This is a genomic window from Streptomyces sp. NBC_00224 (assembly GCF_041435195.1).
Classification (GTDB): domain Bacteria; phylum Actinomycetota; class Actinomycetes; order Streptomycetales; family Streptomycetaceae; genus Streptomyces.
The window spans coordinates 8,410,413-8,425,974 of sequence record NZ_CP108106.1 but is presented as its reverse complement, the minus strand read 5'-3'; the positions used below and the strand labels follow the sequence as shown (position 1 = coordinate 8,425,974).

19 protein-coding genes and 1 pseudogene are annotated in these 15,562 nt (G+C 68.6%); 10 read left to right on the top strand and 10 right to left on the bottom strand.

Annotation, left to right across the window (positions count from 1 at the left end):
- Positions 1-96: 96 nt before the first annotated feature.
- From OG965_RS37710 to OG965_RS37700, 3 genes are all read right to left on the bottom strand, one after another.
- On the bottom strand, positions 97-870 hold the full coding sequence (locus OG965_RS37710) for a hypothetical protein (protein ID WP_371656586.1): 774 nt from the start codon (positions 868-870) through the stop codon (positions 97-99).
- A gap of 125 nt (positions 871-995) precedes the next feature.
- Positions 996-2,219: an FAD-dependent oxidoreductase gene (locus OG965_RS37705; protein ID WP_371656585.1), complete on the bottom strand. Its 1,224-nt coding sequence runs from the start codon at positions 2,217-2,219 to the stop codon at positions 996-998.
- Positions 2,216-2,677: a hypothetical protein gene (locus OG965_RS37700; protein WP_371656584.1), complete on the bottom strand. Its 462-nt coding sequence runs from the start codon at positions 2,675-2,677 to the stop codon at positions 2,216-2,218. Before OG965_RS37700 ends, OG965_RS37705 begins: the two co-directional genes overlap by 4 nt.
- 100 nt (positions 2,678-2,777) lie before the next feature.
- Here OG965_RS37700 and OG965_RS37695 point away from each other — a divergent pair, with 100 nt between their 5' ends.
- A complete protein-coding gene (locus tag OG965_RS37695; RefSeq protein ID WP_371656583.1) occupies positions 2,778-3,389 on the top strand; it encodes a PadR family transcriptional regulator in 612 nt (203 codons plus the stop codon).
- Positions 3,390-3,650: 261 nt separating this feature from the next.
- Here the strand turns inward: OG965_RS37695 and OG965_RS37690 are convergent, their stop codons facing one another.
- A complete protein-coding gene (locus OG965_RS37690) occupies positions 3,651-4,010 on the bottom strand; it encodes a MerR family transcriptional regulator (protein ID WP_371656582.1) in 360 nt (119 codons plus the stop codon).
- Between the two features lie 59 nt (positions 4,011-4,069).
- Between OG965_RS37690 and OG965_RS37685 the strand changes: the two genes are divergently transcribed.
- The 4 genes from OG965_RS37685 (at position 4,070) to OG965_RS37670 (ending at position 6,076) form a co-directional block, all read left to right on the top strand.
- Entirely contained in the window at positions 4,070-4,408 is a 339-nt protein-coding gene (locus OG965_RS37685; protein WP_371656581.1) for a putative quinol monooxygenase, read from the top strand.
- A gap of 292 nt (positions 4,409-4,700) precedes the next feature.
- Positions 4,701-5,135 (top strand): VOC family protein, encoded by a 435-nt coding sequence (locus OG965_RS37680; RefSeq protein WP_371656580.1) that lies wholly within the window; start codon positions 4,701-4,703, stop codon positions 5,133-5,135.
- Between the two features lie 129 nt (positions 5,136-5,264).
- Positions 5,265-5,711, top strand: a complete 447-nt coding sequence (locus tag OG965_RS37675) for an SRPBCC domain-containing protein (protein WP_371656579.1) — start codon at positions 5,265-5,267, stop codon at positions 5,709-5,711.
- Positions 5,708-6,076, top strand: coding sequence for an ArsR/SmtB family transcription factor (locus tag OG965_RS37670; protein WP_371656578.1), 369 nt, complete (start codon positions 5,708-5,710; stop codon positions 6,074-6,076). Before OG965_RS37675 ends, OG965_RS37670 begins: the two co-directional genes overlap by 4 nt.
- Positions 6,077-6,189: 113 nt before the next feature.
- Here OG965_RS37670 and OG965_RS37665 read toward each other — a convergent pair whose 3' ends face one another.
- The 3 genes from OG965_RS37665 to OG965_RS37655 form a co-directional block, all read right to left on the bottom strand.
- Positions 6,190-7,350, bottom strand: coding sequence for an oxygenase MpaB family protein (locus tag OG965_RS37665; protein WP_371656577.1), 1,161 nt, complete (start codon positions 7,348-7,350; stop codon positions 6,190-6,192).
- A 96-nt stretch (positions 7,351-7,446) separates the two neighbouring features.
- Entirely contained in the window at positions 7,447-8,502 is a 1,056-nt protein-coding gene (locus tag OG965_RS37660) for a polyprenyl synthetase family protein (RefSeq protein ID WP_371656576.1), read from the bottom strand.
- Positions 8,492-8,770 carry a polyprenyl synthetase gene (locus tag OG965_RS37655; RefSeq protein ID WP_371656575.1) on the bottom strand — a complete coding sequence of 93 codons (279 nt, stop codon included), beginning with the start codon at positions 8,768-8,770 and terminating at the stop codon, positions 8,492-8,494. Before OG965_RS37655 ends, OG965_RS37660 begins: the two co-directional genes overlap by 11 nt.
- 374 nt (positions 8,771-9,144) lie before the next feature.
- Between OG965_RS37655 and OG965_RS37650 the strand changes: the two genes are divergently transcribed.
- Positions 9,145-9,870, top strand: a complete 726-nt coding sequence (locus tag OG965_RS37650) for a dienelactone hydrolase family protein (RefSeq protein ID WP_371656574.1) — start codon at positions 9,145-9,147, stop codon at positions 9,868-9,870.
- A 241-nt stretch (positions 9,871-10,111) separates the two neighbouring features.
- On the opposite strand, the gene OG965_RS37645 is transcribed toward OG965_RS37650, so the two are convergent.
- Positions 10,112-10,918, bottom strand: a complete 807-nt coding sequence (locus tag OG965_RS37645; protein WP_371656573.1) for a hypothetical protein — start codon at positions 10,916-10,918, stop codon at positions 10,112-10,114.
- A 65-nt stretch (positions 10,919-10,983) separates the two neighbouring features.
- Positions 10,984-11,490 carry a SigE family RNA polymerase sigma factor gene (locus OG965_RS37640; RefSeq protein WP_371656572.1) on the bottom strand — a complete coding sequence of 169 codons (507 nt, stop codon included), beginning with the start codon at positions 11,488-11,490 and terminating at the stop codon, positions 10,984-10,986.
- Between the two features lie 706 nt (positions 11,491-12,196).
- On the opposite strand from OG965_RS37640, the gene OG965_RS37635 reads away from it, so the two are divergent.
- The gene (locus OG965_RS37635; RefSeq protein WP_371656571.1) at positions 12,197-13,408 is read left to right on the top strand and encodes a M4 family metallopeptidase; all 1,212 of its coding nucleotides are present in this window, start codon (positions 12,197-12,199) and stop codon (positions 13,406-13,408) included.
- 81 nt (positions 13,409-13,489) lie between these two features.
- On the top strand, positions 13,490-13,792 hold the full coding sequence (locus OG965_RS37630) for a protealysin inhibitor emfourin (RefSeq protein WP_371656570.1): 303 nt from the start codon (positions 13,490-13,492) through the stop codon (positions 13,790-13,792).
- 69 nt (positions 13,793-13,861) lie between these two features.
- Here OG965_RS37630 and OG965_RS37625 read toward each other — a convergent pair whose 3' ends face one another.
- Complete coding sequence (locus OG965_RS37625) at positions 13,862-14,713, bottom strand: alpha/beta hydrolase family protein (RefSeq protein WP_371656569.1); 852 nt, start codon at positions 14,711-14,713, stop codon at positions 13,862-13,864.
- Between OG965_RS37625 and OG965_RS37620 the strand changes: the two are divergent.
- Both OG965_RS37620 and OG965_RS37615 read left to right on the top strand, forming a co-directional pair.
- A pseudogene (locus OG965_RS37620) lies at positions 14,682-15,119 on the top strand (TetR/AcrR family transcriptional regulator); the annotation flags it as partial. The gene OG965_RS37625 and the pseudogene OG965_RS37620 overlap by 32 nt on opposite strands.
- A 192-nt stretch (positions 15,120-15,311) precedes the next feature.
- Complete coding sequence (locus OG965_RS37615) at positions 15,312-15,560, top strand: hypothetical protein (protein WP_371656568.1); 249 nt, start codon at positions 15,312-15,314, stop codon at positions 15,558-15,560.
- Positions 15,561-15,562: the final 2 nt, after the last annotated feature.

Below are 15,562 nucleotides of genomic sequence, written 5' to 3'. Positions count from 1 at the left end.
GCCGCCCACGGCCCGTCTGGTCCAGGGGTGTTGACGCGGATGATTCACCGTCGGTGGATCATCGGGTACAACGGGCACAAAGCGTGCGCGAGGACGTCAATGGAGCCCCCGCGGTGCAACCGGCCACTTGTAGCTGCTGGGGCCGTGAAGCTGGTAACCGCCGCCCAGCCAGTCCAGCACATCCCCCTCTCCCGGGGAATCGCCGCGCATTCCGGCGGCCTCGCGCGGGTCGCCCGCCATGATCTCCTGGGCCAGACGTTCTGCCTGTGCGATGGGGTTCTCGTCTGTGACCGGGCGGATCGTTCCGAACCGGCCCGCGAAGCGCAGCGCGCCATCGGGCTGCGTTTCGTAGTTGACGAAGTAGAGGCGTATCTCGTCGGCCCACGGCGACGACCAGACCTCGCCCGCCTCGCAGCACCAGTGGGCGAGCCAGTCGGTCCGGCAGCGCAAGAGATCACCGAGGACCCGGGCGACGGTCTGGGCAGGCCATTCCCATCTGGAGTCCGTGGAAGCCCGGGCCACTTCGGCGTCATACTGCCCGGCGTCGAAACGCAGTTCGCCGCCGTCAGGGTTAGTGCCTTCGGATTCCTTCAGGTCCCACACCACCGTGGAGCCCTCGCGCCGCATGGCGACGTCGAGGGCGGAGTGGCAGCCGCACCTCGTCGCCATCTCCACCTCATGTGGTGCTTCCCCCACGGCGAATGGCCCGTCGGGGGCGAGCCAGCTGCGTGCGTCGCCGCAGGACGCCATGTAGTCCCGTTCGATGAAGTCCACCCCGTCGATCAGCGGCCGGACTTCGGGCATGCGGTGGCGGTCACGTGGATCCGGCGGGATCACACGGATCCCGAAAACGTGCAGCTGCTCGGTCATTCCGCCAGCGTCTCCTCCGACCGGGACGGTTGTCACCGAGTTTTCGATCTGACGATGAGGACATCCGGGACACGGTGCCGGGCCTGAGCGCGGGCACCAGCCGGTTCCCGGCGGACGGGCTGGAGTTACGTGAGCGGGGCTGCCTTCGCGTCCCAGTCGATGTGGTGGTCGAACTGCCAGGCCATCTTCTCCGGGTTGATCAGCTTCATGCTCACCGGCATCACGAGATCGCGCAGTACACGGCCGACCGGACCGGCGGTCTTGTTGCTGTTCGTGCGGGCGCCGAGCTTGATGATGCGTTCCACGCGGGGGCGGCGCAGTTGTTCGTACGTCGCGAAAGCCTGGTCGTAGGGCAGGTCCCGCAGGCAGCGCGCCAGTTCGACGGCGCTTTCGGCGGCGATGGAGGCGCCCTGCCCGGAGCTGGACGAGGCGGCATGCGCCGCGTCGCCGATCAGGGTCATGCGGCCGCGGGTCCAGGTCGCGACCCGTGGCATGTTCTCCATCGGGCCGGTGATGAGGAGCTGGCCGACGTCGGTACGGCTGATCATCTCGCGGGCCGGGATGCGGTCGTCGGCGAAGGCGGTCAGCAGGGTGCTCATCCACTCGTCCGCGCCGATCGCCTGGGCCTCGGCGACTGTCATCGGGGGGCGGTGGGGTAGGTTCACGAACCACACCGCCGAGGTGTCGTCGAAGACCTGGTATCCGAAGAATGCGCGCTTGCCGAAGCACATGTACATGACGCCGTTGGTGGAGGGCATCCCTAACTGGTGCATCCGCGCCCCGAAGCAGACCAGGCCGGCGTAGTTCGGCTCTGGAGCAGCCGGGTCGATCAGGGAGCGGACCGTGGAGCGGATGCCGTCGGCGCCGATGAGGATGTCGGCGTTCGCCTGCGTACCGTCCGCGAAGTGCGCGGTGACGCCGGAGCCGGTGTCCGTCGTCCCGGTCAGCCGCTTGCCGTGGTGGATGGGTATGGAGCGGCGCTCCGCCTCGTCGTAGAGCGCACGGTAGAGATCGGCGCGCCAGACGAACTGCAGGGGCGGGAGGCGGGAGGGCGGGGCGAACTGCGCGAGTTCCTTACCCGTCCAGCTCTTCAGCCCCATGGCGGTGACCGGTGTGCCGATGGCGCGGACGATGTCGCCGGCGCCGATCGCGTCGAGGGCGTTCTGGCCGTTCGGGGCGATGGTCATGCCGCCTCCGGCCCCATCGGCCGTGGAGTCGTACGCCTCGTGGACGGTGGCGTCGATACCTGCCTGCCGGAGGGCCATCGCGGCGACCGGACCCGCGATACCGCCGCCGATGACCAGCGCGGTGCGGGCTTTGCCGATGCGGGCTTTGCCTGTACGGGTCATGACTGGTGTCCCCTCGCGGGGTCGTCGATCGTCGGTACGCCGCCGGTCTTGTGTGCGCGGCGCACGTCCTGGACGTACGCACGGGAGAACATCGCCGACAGGATCGCGATGCCACCGCGGTGGATGCGGATCTCACTGTTCGTCGCGGAGCCGGACAGATGGATTCGGCGGCCGGCCGCCTCGTCGCGGGTGGATGGGGGCTGGGAGTCCTTGATCTTGCCGCGGGCGGTCCACCTCAGGTTCCAGTGGTCGATGGCGGTGCCGTCGTCGACGAGCAGCTTGACCATGGCCCGGTCCATGTCGAGGTGAATCTCGACGTCGTCGGGGAGGTCGGGGGAACGGAGGTCGAGGACGGCAGCGCCGTGGCGGGCCTTGATCTCGAAGTGGCCGGCCTCGGTCCAGTTTCCCAGGTGTTTGACGAGGCCATGGTCGGAGTGGATGCGCTCGGTGAGGGACATCTCGGTGGTTCCTCTCTGGGCGGTGTCGCGTTGACGACTTGATAGTTTCAGTGAAACTAGTCTCTCGTCAACTAGTTATTCCGGGGCTAAAATCGAGTTCATGACCGCATCCGCTCCCCGCAGCTCCCCCCTCGCCCTGACCGTTCTGGCTCTGCTGCACTACAAGCCGCTGCACCCGTACGGCATCCAGCGGCTGGTCAAGGACTGGGGCAAGGAGCAGGTCGTCAACGTCAGGCAGCGTGCGAGCCTCTACCGCACGATCGAGCGGCTCAATGGCGACGGGTTGATCGCGGTCCGCGAGACAGGGCGCGATCAGCAGTACCCCGAGCGGACCGTGTACGAAGTCACCGACGCGGGACGCGAGACCGCCCGCGCCTGGCTGGAGGAGATGCTCTCCGCACCCAAGCAGGAGTTCCCGGAGTTTCCTGCCGCCCTGTCGAATCTGCTGCTGCTCACGCCGGAAGAGATGGCGGACGTACTGGAGCGGCGGGCCGACGCACTCGCGGAGAAGCTCGACGGACTGGAAGCGGCCATGGCCGCGGAGGCGGAGCAGGGACTGCCGCGCATCACCCGCCTGGAGACCGAGTACCTGCGGGCCGTGACGACCGCCGAGCTGGAATGGGTGCGCGCGGTGGTGGAAGACCTGCGAGCCGGCAGCCTCGTATCGTCGAAGGAGCAGCTGGACGCCCTCGCGGCGGGGTCGGCGCAATAGTGAGCCGACCCCGGGCGCGTCCGGGGCCGACCCGAGGCGCTGCGCTCTCGCGGGGTCACACCCCAGCGACTCCGTCCTGCCGGTCTGCCAGGAGGCATGGGGAATGCGAAGTGGCGCCGCTCTCAAACGAGTTGGCCTTCGCGGGCCAGTCAAGGGGCTTCACCAACGCGAGTTGGGCAGACGGTCGGGGCTCAGGCCGCACGGGCGACAGCGCCCCGAGGCTGTAGACGCCACCGCGCACGCGCGGTGGCGGTGGCGGTTTCACACGAGTGTCGGCTCGCTAGCCTGCGTGGCGGAGATGAGCCCGGCCAGGGAGGTACGGGTTTCCGACAGTGCGGAGATCCGGTCGTCCAGACCCTGGAGGTGTTCTTGGAGGGTCTCCAGCTGGCATTCGGCGACCGTGCCGTCTTGGCGAATGCACGGCTGCAGGTCGCGGATGACCCGGGTCGGCAGGCCGGCGTCCAACAGTGCGCGAATGCGCCGGACCACGACGGGGGCGCTGTCGTCGTAGCGGCGGTGGCCGCTGTTGAGGCGGTAGGACTCCAGGAGGCCCTGCTCTTCGTAGTAGCGCAGCAGTCGGACGGAGGTGCCCGTCGTGGCGGCGAGCTCGCCGATCTTCATGTGGTGCTCCTCACAACCCCTTGAACCTCACATTGATGTGAGATCTTAACGTGAGGGCCATGACGAACACGACGAACACAGCTCGCCCCATAGCCCTCTACGGTTTCCTGCGCCCCAGGCCGGAGCGCGTGGACGAGGTCCGGCGCATCCTCTCCTCTTTTGTGGAACCCACCCGGCAAGAGCCCGGCAACCTGCAGTACCACCTCCACGAGCACGAGGACGGCCGCTTCTTCCTGTACGAGGTCTGGCGCTCCCAGGAGGACCTGGATCGGCACAACGCGACACCCCCGCTGCGCGCCTTCCTGGAGAATCTGTCGACATTCCTGGAGGACGCCCCGGAGGGCTACTTCGACACCATGCTCAGCCCGTACGCCGAGTCCGAGCCGGTTCCCGCCTGAGGGATGCCCACGACAGGCCGCCCCGACCAGCAGCCACCTGGCGTGGCCGTTGCCGGTGTTGGTGATGCGCGCGGACGGTGTGTCGCTGCCGCGCAGGCGGGCCAACCGCCGTACCGCTGGCGCATATTCGGGACGAGCGGCTGCGGCGGTGATGCACTCATGAAGCAGGGTCCAGCATCAACTCACCTGCGCGCATGCGACGTTCCCGACGTCCGCCAGGACCTCCTCGCCACAACCTGGCCAGGGGCGGGCTCGCGGAGAGGACGAAAGACCCCGCCTCTATGATCGACCGATGACGTCGATCAAGCAGTTCCAAGTCACCTTCGACTGCGCAGAACCTGAGCGTGTCGCTCGTTTCTGGTGTGAGGTGTTGGGGTATGTCGTACCGCCGCCGCCGGAGGGGTTTGCTACTTGGGACGAGTTCGATCGCTCGCTGCCGCCTGAGCGTCAGGGTGCAGGGTTCGTCTGCATGGATCCCTCCGGGGTGGGCCCGCGAATGTATTTCCAGCGCGTCCCCGAAGGCAAGGTCGTCAAGAATCGGATGCATCTTGACGTGCGGGTCGGCACCGGGCTGGTGGGTGAAGAGCGCGTGGCCGCACTTGAGGCCGAATGCGCACGACTGGTCGCGCTCGGCGCGGTACGCGGGCAACTCCTGCTTGCCGATGGCTTCAACGAGTCGTGCCTCGGGATGCAGGACATCGAGGGCAACGAGTTCTGTCTCGACTGAGTGGCCGACACCAGCCTCTTCCAGAGCGCCACACCTTCCCCACCCCGAGGTGCAACCTTTGGGTTGCACCTCGGACCTCGATGTGCAACTCTGGGGTTGCATCCGATCGTGACGATGAAGGAGCCCCTCATGAGCGAGGACCGGATCGAACGCGAAACCCTGATCGCGGCATCCCTGGAGCGGGTCTGGTCGCTGGTGGCGCAACCCGGGTTCTGGGTGGCCGACAAAGCGAGCCTGCTCGGCACCGTGGCCAAGGAGGGTGAGTCGCTCGTGGCGAAGAACGCCGAGCACGGCGACTTCCCGGTACGCGTGGAGAAGGTCGAGCCACCGACGTACCTGGCATACCGATGGACCAGTGCGTTCCCCGGAGAAGAGCTGCGCGAGGACAACAGCACCCTCGTGGAGTTCACGTTGACCCAGGAAGGCGACCAGACGCGGCTCCGCGTCGTCGAGAGCGGGTTCGCGGCGCTGTCCGGGTCCCAGGAACTGCGCAGCCAGAACCTCAAGGACCACAGCGAAGGCTGGCCCCTGGAACTCGGCGCCCTCAAGTCGCGCGCCGAACAGGCCTCCACGTGACGGAAGGAAGGCCCAGCGCCACCGAGGTCGTCGACAGCGTCCTCGGCGCTCTGGCCGACCCGACCCGACGGCAGCTGCTCGACCTGCTCGCCGCGCAGGGCGAGGCCACTGCCACGACGCTCGCCGAACGACTTCCCGTCTCCCGGCAGGCGGTGGTCAAACACCTGGCCGTCCTGGACGCCGCCGGGCTGGTGTCCGGCGGCCGGGTCGGACGCGAGGTGCGGTACGCGGTGCGGCCCGCGGCGTTGGACACGACGGCACGGTGGATGGCCTCGCTCGCGACCGAATGGGACCGGCGCTTGGCGAACATCAAGCGCGTCGCCGAGGCAGCGGAGCGGGACGCGAGTTCACCACGCCCCGACTGAAGGGAAGCACCCGGTCTTCGCGTCACCGTCCCCGGAGACGCCTGAAAGGCGGCGCACGGCCTCCAGGTCGGCGGAAGCGCAGCAAGCACTCCCGCCCCGGCACGTATGGGTCGTCAGGAGACGGTGGCGGCCGGCGGGATCCACCGGTGGGTGCGCGGTACCGCGCTGGCGATGCCGTAGTCCTTCTTGAGCGTTTCGGGGATGGCGTAGTGCATGACGCGTCCCCGGGTCAGGGAGGACAGTTCCAGGACGCTGGTGAGGTGGCCGAGGCGGTCCAGGGCCCAGGCTCCTAGCGGGGAGCGGTCCTCGATGCTCTCCAGGACGCCCAGGAGGTGGGGAAGCGCCTTGACGACGGTGTCCCACGGCGTGCTCGGCACCTGGAGCCAGTCGGCGCAGGTGTCGCCGACGAGGTGGCGGATAAGGGCGGAGACGATGGGGTCGAAGAAGGTTCCCGGCACCACTTCCTCGTACAGGTCGATCAGTTGCCGGGTCAGGTGCGCGCCCTCCGCGGAAGGCCCCATGTGCCGGATCATGTACAGGTCCAGGAACTGGCGGGCCTCGTCGAGGGTCTTGGGGACGGCTTCCTGGTCGACGCCGAGCATGGCACCGACGACGCGCCACGCGTAGCAGTAGGCTTCCGCGCCCTCCGTCGACATGTGGATACCGAGGCGGTGCAGGCTGTCCAGTACGAGCATGGAGAAGAACATCTGCCCGCCGATCATGTCCTCCTGACAGATCGGCGTCCCGTGGGTTTCGGCGTCCCAGCGGCCCTCGCGGGTGAGGTGGTGGCGGATGGAGGCGTGCAGGAGGCGGACCTTCTGGGCGGCGGGGATGAAGTGGCTGCCGGCTTCGAAGGCGTCGGGCTGCATCAGGTAGACGGTGAACTGACCGGTCTCCGCCATCCGTTTGGAGGGGTATTTCAGCCCGTGGGTGGCCGACAGCAGTTTCGCCACGTGCGGAACGACGTAGCAGGCGGGCATGGAGGCGAAGGACAGCGCGGTGGAGATGTGCACGTTGTTGTCGATGAAGAACAGCCGGGCCTTCTCCATCTCCGACCAGTCCACCCAGGCCGGCGGTACGCGGGTGGCGTCAAGGTACTCGCGCGCGACGTCGGGCAGCCCCTCCGGCAGCGGGGCGCCGGCGGTGGAGACGTAGCGCATCAAGGTGTTGAACTTGCCCACTTCCCCGCGCTCGAAGAGTGCGGCGACGGTGGCGTCGGCGAGCTCGTCACCGGCCTCCCGCAGAGCGTCCATCGATGCCTCGGTACAGGTCATGGCAGGGTTCCTCGTCTTCCACGGGATCGTTCACGGCCGGCGGGAGGGCCAGTTGCCCGGGGACGGCACGGATTCCGCGCCGCCTCGGTACGAGAGTCAGGACAGGCGGACCGCCGCCGAATGCGCCAGCGTGGTCAGGGCAGCGGCGGCGTGCGCCGCCGCATCCAGCTCGTGGAGGGCATCGAGAGCCTCCTCGACCCGTGCCCTGATCATGTCCTCGATACGGTCGGGTGCTCTGAGCCCACGCATCACCTCGCGCACTGCGTCCAGCCCCTCCCCGTCCAGGTCACCCCGGCCCAGCAAGGCCCGCAGCAGCTCCCGCTCGCCGTCGCCGGCGAGGCGCCACGTCTCTGCCAGCAGCGCCGTGGGCCGCTGGCCGCGTACATCGTCGGCATTGGCCTTGCCGGTGCGTTCCGGGTCTCCGAACAAGCCGAGCAGGTCGTCCCGCAGCTGGAACGCCTCGCCCAGCGGCAGCCCGTACGCGGAGTAGCCCTCGCGCAGCCGCGCGCCCGCCCCGGCCAGGGCGCCACCGATCAACAGGGGCTGCTCGACGGTGTACTTGGCGGTCTTGTACCGGATCACCTTCAACGACGCCTCGGTGTCCGGACCGGCTCCGGTACGCAGGATCTCCAGGCACTCGCCCGCGATCAGCTCACGGGCCATCACCGACCACAACGGGCGGGCCCGGACGAGATACGCGGCGGGCAGACCGCTGGTGGCGAAGAGCTGCCCGGCCAGCGCCATCAGCAGGTCACCCACCAGCATCGCCAGCGAACACGCGGCGGCATCGGCGTCCGGGCAGTGCCCCACGGCACCGCGCAGGGCGACCTGGGCCGTGGGCCGCCCGTGCCGCAGCGGGCTGTCGTCGATGAGGTCGTCGTGCACGACCGCGGCGGCGTGCACCAGCTCCATGGAGGCCGCCGCCCGCACCAACGCGTCACTGTCCGGCTGTCCCACCGCACGCCAGCCCCAGTAGCAGAACGCCGCCCTCAGCCGCTTGCCCTCCGTGACCGCCGCTTCCAGCCTCTCGGCCACCGACCCCAGGACCGGATCGATCGCCGCGAACTCCTCGGCCTCCTGAGCGACGAACCGGCGCAATACCTCGTCGACGCGAGCCTTGAACGCGGTGGGATCCCACCGGTCAGAGGTCATCGACGGCCTTCCGAGCCAGGGCGTGCCGGGCGAGGACCTCCAAGTGGGCCGGGGGCGCGGCCGCGTACCGGTCCAGCAGCAGCCGCCCACGCGCCACGAGGTCGTGCTCGGCCTCCGCTGCCAGCTCCGCGGCGTCCGAGCGGCGCAGCAACCCCCGCACCGTTCCCAGGGCCGAGCCCAGCGTGCTCACCGCCAGATCAGCCAGCCCGGCTGCCAGTAACAGCGCCTGGCCGTCCAGGCCCCTGCATCGTCCCGTTTCCTGCGTCACACCATCTCCCCCACCCGCTGCCCGTCCGGACGGCGCCGGTCACAACGCCCTCCTTGCAAGCATCGGGGCACACCGGGCGCCAGAGCGGAAGAACCCTCGATCGAGTGCGCAAATCGGTCGACCGTACGAATACGGCAAGGTGGCTCTTCTCCGGCTGGACGAGTTCGGCTGTTTCGACAGTTCGGCCATGGAACTGCAGACAGAGCTCCCTCAATGGCGTGGCGACGGCCGGCGGCCTGGTTCGTATCGGTGTCGATGTGCTCCGCCAAGAACCAGAGCCTCCACAGTGCCCGCCCACGGGCCCACACCCGCGCTGTTCAGCCGAGGGTGAAGACCGGCCCGACCGGGCTCGACGATCACTACAGTCCAGAGTCATGACGATGGTCACCACGCACACGGTCGAATACCCGGCCGACGGCCTGACGATGATTGGGCACCTCGCGCTCCCCGCCGGTGTCGACCGCCGGCCTGCGGTCCTGATCGGACCAGAGGGCATGGGGCTCAGCGACGTCGAGCGCCGCCGGGCCGATGCTCTCGCCGAGCTGGGATACGTAGCGCTGGCCTTCGACCTTCACGGCGGGCGCTATTTGGGTGACCCCGAGGAGATGCTGGCCCGTTGCATGCCGCTGCTCGCGGACCCCGACCGGATGCGGGGCATCGGCCATGCGGCGCTCGACGTGTTGCGCGCCGAACCGCGGACCGACCCCGACCGGATCGCCGCCGTCGGCTACGGCACCGGGGGCGCCGTCGGGCTGGAACTCGGGCGCGATGGCGTCAACCTGCGCGCGATCGGGACAGTCAACGCAACGACCACGGGCCGACCGGGCGAGGCGGCGCGCATTCGCTGCCCGGTGTGGGCCGGGGTCGGGTCGGAAGACCCGATCATGCCGCCCGCGCAACGGGACGCGTTCACCGCCGAGATGCAGGCCGCGGGCGTCGACTGGCGCCTCGCGGTCTACGGCGGAGCCTTGCACGCCTTCCACCACCCGCCGGTCGACCACCCCACGGTCCCCGGCGTCGGCTACCACCCACAACACGCGCAGCGAGCCTGGCGCGACATCGTCGACCTGCTCGCCGAGTGCCTGCCCGTAACGCAATAAGGCCAGAGCGTCAGGACTGCCCTCTCGCCGTTGCGGTGGCGAACTCGCGACCCCACGGACGGTGGTGTACGTCGGTTGCCGGTACTCGTCGATGGAATCGGCCCAGGTGCGGCGGCGCGAAGCTGTCGGCGGCCTCCGGTGCGGCGCGAGGCACGAGGGGATCAAGCTCAGTGGTGTCCGGCCCCTGGGCCTGGGTCCAGGGGCCGACGGTAGGCACAACCCCCTTCGGCGTCGCGACGGCTCAGCCGACAGCGCCGAGGATCGGCGCCCAGGCGGCACCGGTGAGTGCGGCCACCGCCTGCTGCTCGGAGAGCGGCGGAGCGGCACGGGTCGGCTTCGGTGTGTCGGAGCCACTGCCGCCGCCGGTGCTGTTCCACTGCACCATCTGCAGCTGGGCGCCGGTCGACTTCAGGGTCACCGTCACCATCCAGCGGCGGGCGGTGTCCGCCCGGACCGGGTGTTCGGCCGCATTCTGCTCCGACATCACCACGGCCCCGCCGGGAATCGCGGCACTGTTCGGCAGCTCGCTCAGCGTGCAGGTGTCGCCTTTGGCACGCGCGGGCGTCTGTTCGCAGCTCAGCCCGTCGCCATCCCTGAGCGGCAGCTTGAGCCGCACGGCCGAGACGCCGACGAAGGCGGCGCCGTGACCGTCGTCGACGACCAGTTCGCCGTTGGCGACCTTCCCGTTGGATGGATCCGAGGGGTTGTTGCTCTGTCCGGTCACCTGGCTGAACCGGCCCCCGGGGAGCGTCTGTTCCAGGGCCCGGACCATCTGGGTGCCAGTGATCGCGGAACGGGGCATCGCCAGCGCCACCGGCTCCATGTCGGACCCGGCGGAGTGGGTCCCGGCGAGCACGCCGGGGATCACCGCGCCGCCTGCCGCGATCACCGCGCAGACGCCGGCCCCGGCCGCCAGCACGCCGGCGCCGCGCCGACGCCGGCGGCTCCGCCCACGCTGGACGGCTCCGCTCACGAGCGCGGTGAGGTCGGGTTCGAGGGAGCCCGTCGTGCGGTCCAGGGCATGTGCGAGGTCTGCTTCGAACGGCATGGTGGCATCACTTCTCTTTCGCTGATGAGGGAGTTGCGGCGGCATGGACCTGCGTGCACCGGTGCTCACTGCGGAACCAGATCGGACAGGCTCTCGCCCAGCAGCGCACGCAGCCTGCCGAGTGCCCGGGTGCCCTGCGAGCGGACCGCGCTGCTGCTCAGCCTGAGCATCTGGGCGGTCTCCTCGATGCTGTGGCCCTCCCAGTAGCGCAGCAGCAGCACCGCCCGGTCACGGGGCGGCAGTTGGCCGAGCGCGTCCAGCAGGGTGATCCGCAGTGCGGCATCGGGGCCGGACTCCGGGCTGTCGGGCATGTTCCCGATCGGGCGCTCGCCGGTGCTGCGCCGACGCCGCAGGCTGAGGAAGGTACGGACCAGAACCGTCTGCGCGTAGGCCGCCGGGCTGTCCGCACCGGCCACCCGGCTCCAGTGCACATACACCCGGCTGAGCGTCTCCTGGACCAGGTCCTCGGCAAGATGCGTGTCGCCGGCCGCGAGTGCGTACGCCGAGCGGTACAGCGCCTTTGCCCTCGCGGTCACGAACTCCAGGTACTCATCCTCCTGTGCTGATTTCACTCGGTCCCCGCCCGTTCACTTGCTTCGTGATCCTCGTGCATACCCCTCATGACTACGTGAGACGTCAGGATGTCGCGCGAGCGGGAGCTCTTTCTCCTCCACCACTGACGACTCCTCCACCATTGACGCCTCCTCCACCAATGACGATCAGGATGTCCGGGTCACCTGTGTGCCAGGGCCCAGCGGTGACGTCGTCGCCACCGAGATCATCTCCAAAGTGACGGAGCGCGCGGTGAAGTTGCTCGCCGAGGCCGGTCAGGGCGACCGGGCCGCGTCATCGTGGGAGAGCGGCGCCCCACTCGGGGTGCGCGTCGGCGGCATCGACTGGATACTCGAAGTAGACACGGTTTGCACCTCTGCGGTCATGCGCACGGCGCAGTCGGCGGAAAGGGCTCGCTGCGCGGCTGAGCAGGCATGCAGGGAGGTACCTTGCCCTCCACGCAGGTGTCGTCCCGCGCGTGAGACGCGGTCGTCCGGTCACAGCAACGCCGTCGCTCCCGATGATGAGCGCCCCCGTACGGCGCCCTCGACGCGCGGCGCCTCCGGCGCCCACGATCCACGAGGGCGAGCTGGACGATTTGTTCGATGTCGCGGTGACCAAGCCAGTCGAGGCGGGCGTGGTTGTTCTGAACAGCGAAGAACAACCCACACAAGACACCAGATGAGCGAGGCCCTACCGCCGCTCCTCTTTTACGCGAGGTATCCGATGACCAGGACCTGCCGCCTCAATTGCATCATCCCCCCGGTCCTCCTCGAAAAGCTCCTGAGAAGCGAAACGAGCGAGGTGCGCCAAGCAGCCTTGGACACCTTGCTGACCACCGCAGGGTTGCGGGGTGAGCGAGCCGTGCGGGCGACCTTCGCCGGCACCGCCACCCCCGGCAACGGCCGACGGACCGTCTTCGACTGCCAAAACGGCAGGTCGCTTCCCTTGGCTGTGCTGGCCCGGTCGGAGGACGGACCGGCGTCCGCAAACGATTCCGTCAACCGGGCGTTCGTCGGCCTCGGCACGACGCACGATTTCTACCACGACGTGTTCAATCGGAATTCGATCGATGACCGGGGGATGCGTCTGGACGGGTACGTCCACTTCAGCGCGAAGTACAACAACGCGTTCTGGGACGGGCAGCAGATGGTCTTCGGCGACGGAGACGGAGAGGTGTTCACCGACTTCACCGGATCCCTCGACGTGATCGCCCACGAGTTGACGCACGGAGTCACCGAGAATACGGCGGGCCTCGCCTATCACGATCAGCCCGGGGCACTCAACGAGTCCATCTCGGACGTCTTCGGGTCGCTGGTCAAGCAGTGGTCGCTGAAGCAGTCGGTCGAGGAGGCGGACTGGCTGATCGGACCTGAGGTCTTCACCCCAGGGATCGAGGCCGACGCCCTGCGATCGCTGAAGGCCCCGGGGCAGGCATACGACAACGCCCTGTTCGGCAAGGATCCGCAGCCCGACCACATGAGGCAGTTCGCCCACCTGCCGAACACCGAGAGAGGAGACAACGGCGGAGTGCACATCAACTCCGGCATTCCGAACAAGGCGTTCTATCTCACAGCGATGGGCATCGGCGGATTCGCGTGGGAGGCCGCCGGACTCATCTGGTACGAAGCGCTCAAGGCCTCCACCGTCGAAACTCAGTTCCAGGATTTCGCGGACACCACCTACCAGAAGGCCGAGGCACAGTTCGGGGCCGACAGCGCCGAACAGCTGGCTGTGCTGGCTGCGTGGCAGGAAGTAGGAATCCAGATCAGCGGGGTCCCGGCCGGGGCCGCCCGGACACGTGGCCGCGCGGCCAACCGGAACGGCGGCACGGGTCGGCAGGACGGCCTGGCGGCCTTGACCAAGCAGATCGGGATACTGACCACCCAGGTGACGGCGCTGGCCAAGGACGTGGCCACGCTGAAGGGGAAAAAGTGACCCCCGGCGGTCGATGCGGGCCAACCCCCGGACGAACGTGACGGCAAAGAGCGCCGCTTCGTGGGCCGGGAGGTTGGGACGATGAAGGTGACGTTGGAGACACACGGCGGGCAGGCGGCAGCGATCAACCTCCGCCTCCCGCCCAAGGTGCTGGACACCGACACCCTGCCCAAAAACGCCTCAGCAGAGCTGGCCCGGCTGGTCGCGGGGGCCGTCCCGGTGCCCACAGCGGAACGGCCCGACCACGCCCGAGACGCGATGAGCTACACGATCACGGTGGAAGACGACGGCCGCTCGACCGTTCTCACCCAGTCCGACACCACCATGTCCCCGGCGTTCGCGACCCTGCTCAGTTGGCTCGAAAACCACTTCGCGCAGCAGTAAGAACCCATCCCGGAACGCAGGAGGCCCCCTCATGCCGTTCGACCGGCATGGAAACGGTGTCTGCTTGGCCTACTTGGATTCGACCCGCCCGAGCAGGTCGGGGCCGGCGGCCGGCACATCACGCGCGGCCTGCCACGCGGAGTCCTCCGGGTAGAGCTCGCTGCGCAGATAGGCCCAGGTGAGCCGCGCGAGTGCGGCGACCCGCTCGGGGTTCTCGTCCGTGGTCTCGGCGACGTCGTATCCGGAGACCCCACCGAGCCCGTGCTCCGCGTCGAAGAGAGTGAGCAGTGACTTGGGGCCCGGGGAGAGGACGTACGGATCGGCGTGCCAGTCCGGGCCGGCGACCGTCAGGAAGGCGGAGTCGTCCTTGTCACCGGCGACCACGAGCGTGGGCGTCGTCATCGTGGAGAAGTCGGTGGTCAGGAAGAACGAGTAGTTCTCGACGGTGAAATCGGTGAGGGCGTCACCGCCCCGGCCGGGCGCGGCGAGCAGCACACCTGCCTTGATCCGGGGATCGGCCAGGTCGACCTCGATACCGTCGTGCGGATCGGTGAGGCGGGCGCCCAGCAGCAGGCTCGCGGTGTGCCCGCCCATCGAGTGCCCGGCCACGGCGACCCGACTGCGGTCGAGACGCCCGAGAAGCTGCGGGACGACGGCCTCGATCACATCGAGCTGGTCGAGGATCCGCGTCATGTCCTCGACCCGGGTGCGCCAGTGCGCTGCGGCCCCGGGCATGTCGGGGTCGAGGCTCAACGTCCTGGAGTCCAGATGGGTCGGCTGGATCACGACGAAGCCGTGTGCCGCCCAGAAGTTCGCGAGAGGGGCGTAGCCGTTCAGCGAGGAGAGGTGGTTCGAGAAGCCGAGACCGTGCGAGAGGAGGATGACCGGCCGCCACTTCCCGACCCGGGCGGACCTCGTCACCGCCGTCTACCGCCACCAGATCGAGGCATGCGCCGAGGCCGGCCCGAACCTCCTGGCCGACGCCGCCTCCCCGTTCGACGCGCTGCGCCGGTGGATCGACCTCTTCGTCGACTTCCTGGTCACCAAGCACGGCCTCGCGGACGCCCTGCAGTCCGACAGCGCCCGCTTCGCCGCACTGCACACCCACTTCCTCGACCGCCTGATGCCGGTCTGCGCCCAGCTGCTTGATGCCGCGGCCGAAGCCGGCGACATCAAGTCCGGCGTCCAGCCCTACGAACTCATGCGCGGCGTCGGCAACCTCTGCATCGGACGGGACAGCGACCCCCGCTACGACCCCCGCCGACTGATCGAACTACTCCTCCAAGGCCTGCGCCGACCGCACTCACCCGACAACGACGACACGTGATGACCCCGTTCATTTGACGACAGTAGAACTTTGTTGGCGCACGCCGGGACAGTCTTCTGTGCCCGTTCGGTTCTGCGGGGCTGCCCCCGGGTCTCTGGAGGAGTGCGGGCCTGACGCATCAGAGTGGGGCGGGTTCGCCCAATTTCTGAGTGTGACCAGCTCAGAACGTGAAAGACAGTCAAGGAGATACCTATGAAGTCGTGGCGTACTCGTATCGGTGTCGGTCTCGCTGTCGGTGTGGCGGCGGTCGCCGTTCCGCTGACCAGCACCACCGCGTTCGCCGCCGGCCCTCCCGGTGCCGGCTGGGTCCCTGTCGGTGCCGAGGCTTACCCCTCGAAGGCAGCGTGCGAAGCGTCGGAGCTTCCGACGGCTCAGGCGAACGGGTACCACGAGGTGTGGTGCGACGACAGCAAGCGCATCATGCCCATCTACTACCGCTGACA

Bases quoted from the DNA above. Each gene is read 5' to 3' on its own strand.
- OG965_RS37710 (WP_371656586.1), bottom strand. From the start codon at position 870: ATGACCGAGCAGCTGCACGTTTTCGGGATCCGTGTGATCCCGCCGGAT.
- OG965_RS37705 (WP_371656585.1), bottom strand. From the start codon at position 2,219: ATGACCCGTACAGGCAAAGCCCGCATCGGCAAAGCCCGCACCGCGCTG.
- OG965_RS37700 (WP_371656584.1), bottom strand. From the start codon at position 2,677: ATGTCCCTCACCGAGCGCATCCACTCCGACCATGGCCTCGTCAAACAC.
- OG965_RS37695 (WP_371656583.1), top strand. From the start codon at position 2,778: ATGACCGCATCCGCTCCCCGCAGCTCCCCCCTCGCCCTGACCGTTCTG.
- OG965_RS37690 (WP_371656582.1), bottom strand. From the start codon at position 4,010: ATGAAGATCGGCGAGCTCGCCGCCACGACGGGCACCTCCGTCCGACTG.
- OG965_RS37685 (WP_371656581.1), top strand. From the start codon at position 4,070: ATGACGAACACGACGAACACAGCTCGCCCCATAGCCCTCTACGGTTTC.
- OG965_RS37680 (WP_371656580.1), top strand. From the start codon at position 4,701: ATGACGTCGATCAAGCAGTTCCAAGTCACCTTCGACTGCGCAGAACCT.
- OG965_RS37675 (WP_371656579.1), top strand. From the start codon at position 5,265: ATGAGCGAGGACCGGATCGAACGCGAAACCCTGATCGCGGCATCCCTG.
- OG965_RS37665 (WP_371656577.1), bottom strand. From the start codon at position 7,350: ATGACCTGTACCGAGGCATCGATGGACGCTCTGCGGGAGGCCGGTGAC.
- OG965_RS37660 (WP_371656576.1), bottom strand. From the start codon at position 8,502: ATGACCTCTGACCGGTGGGATCCCACCGCGTTCAAGGCTCGCGTCGAC.
- OG965_RS37650 (WP_371656574.1), top strand. From the start codon at position 9,145: ATGACGATGGTCACCACGCACACGGTCGAATACCCGGCCGACGGCCTG.
- OG965_RS37645 (WP_371656573.1), bottom strand. From the start codon at position 10,918: ATGCCGTTCGAAGCAGACCTCGCACATGCCCTGGACCGCACGACGGGC.
- OG965_RS37635 (WP_371656571.1), top strand. From the start codon at position 12,197: ATGACCAGGACCTGCCGCCTCAATTGCATCATCCCCCCGGTCCTCCTC.
- OG965_RS37630 (WP_371656570.1), top strand. From the start codon at position 13,490: ATGAAGGTGACGTTGGAGACACACGGCGGGCAGGCGGCAGCGATCAAC.
- OG965_RS37615 (WP_371656568.1), top strand. From the start codon at position 15,312: ATGAAGTCGTGGCGTACTCGTATCGGTGTCGGTCTCGCTGTCGGTGTG.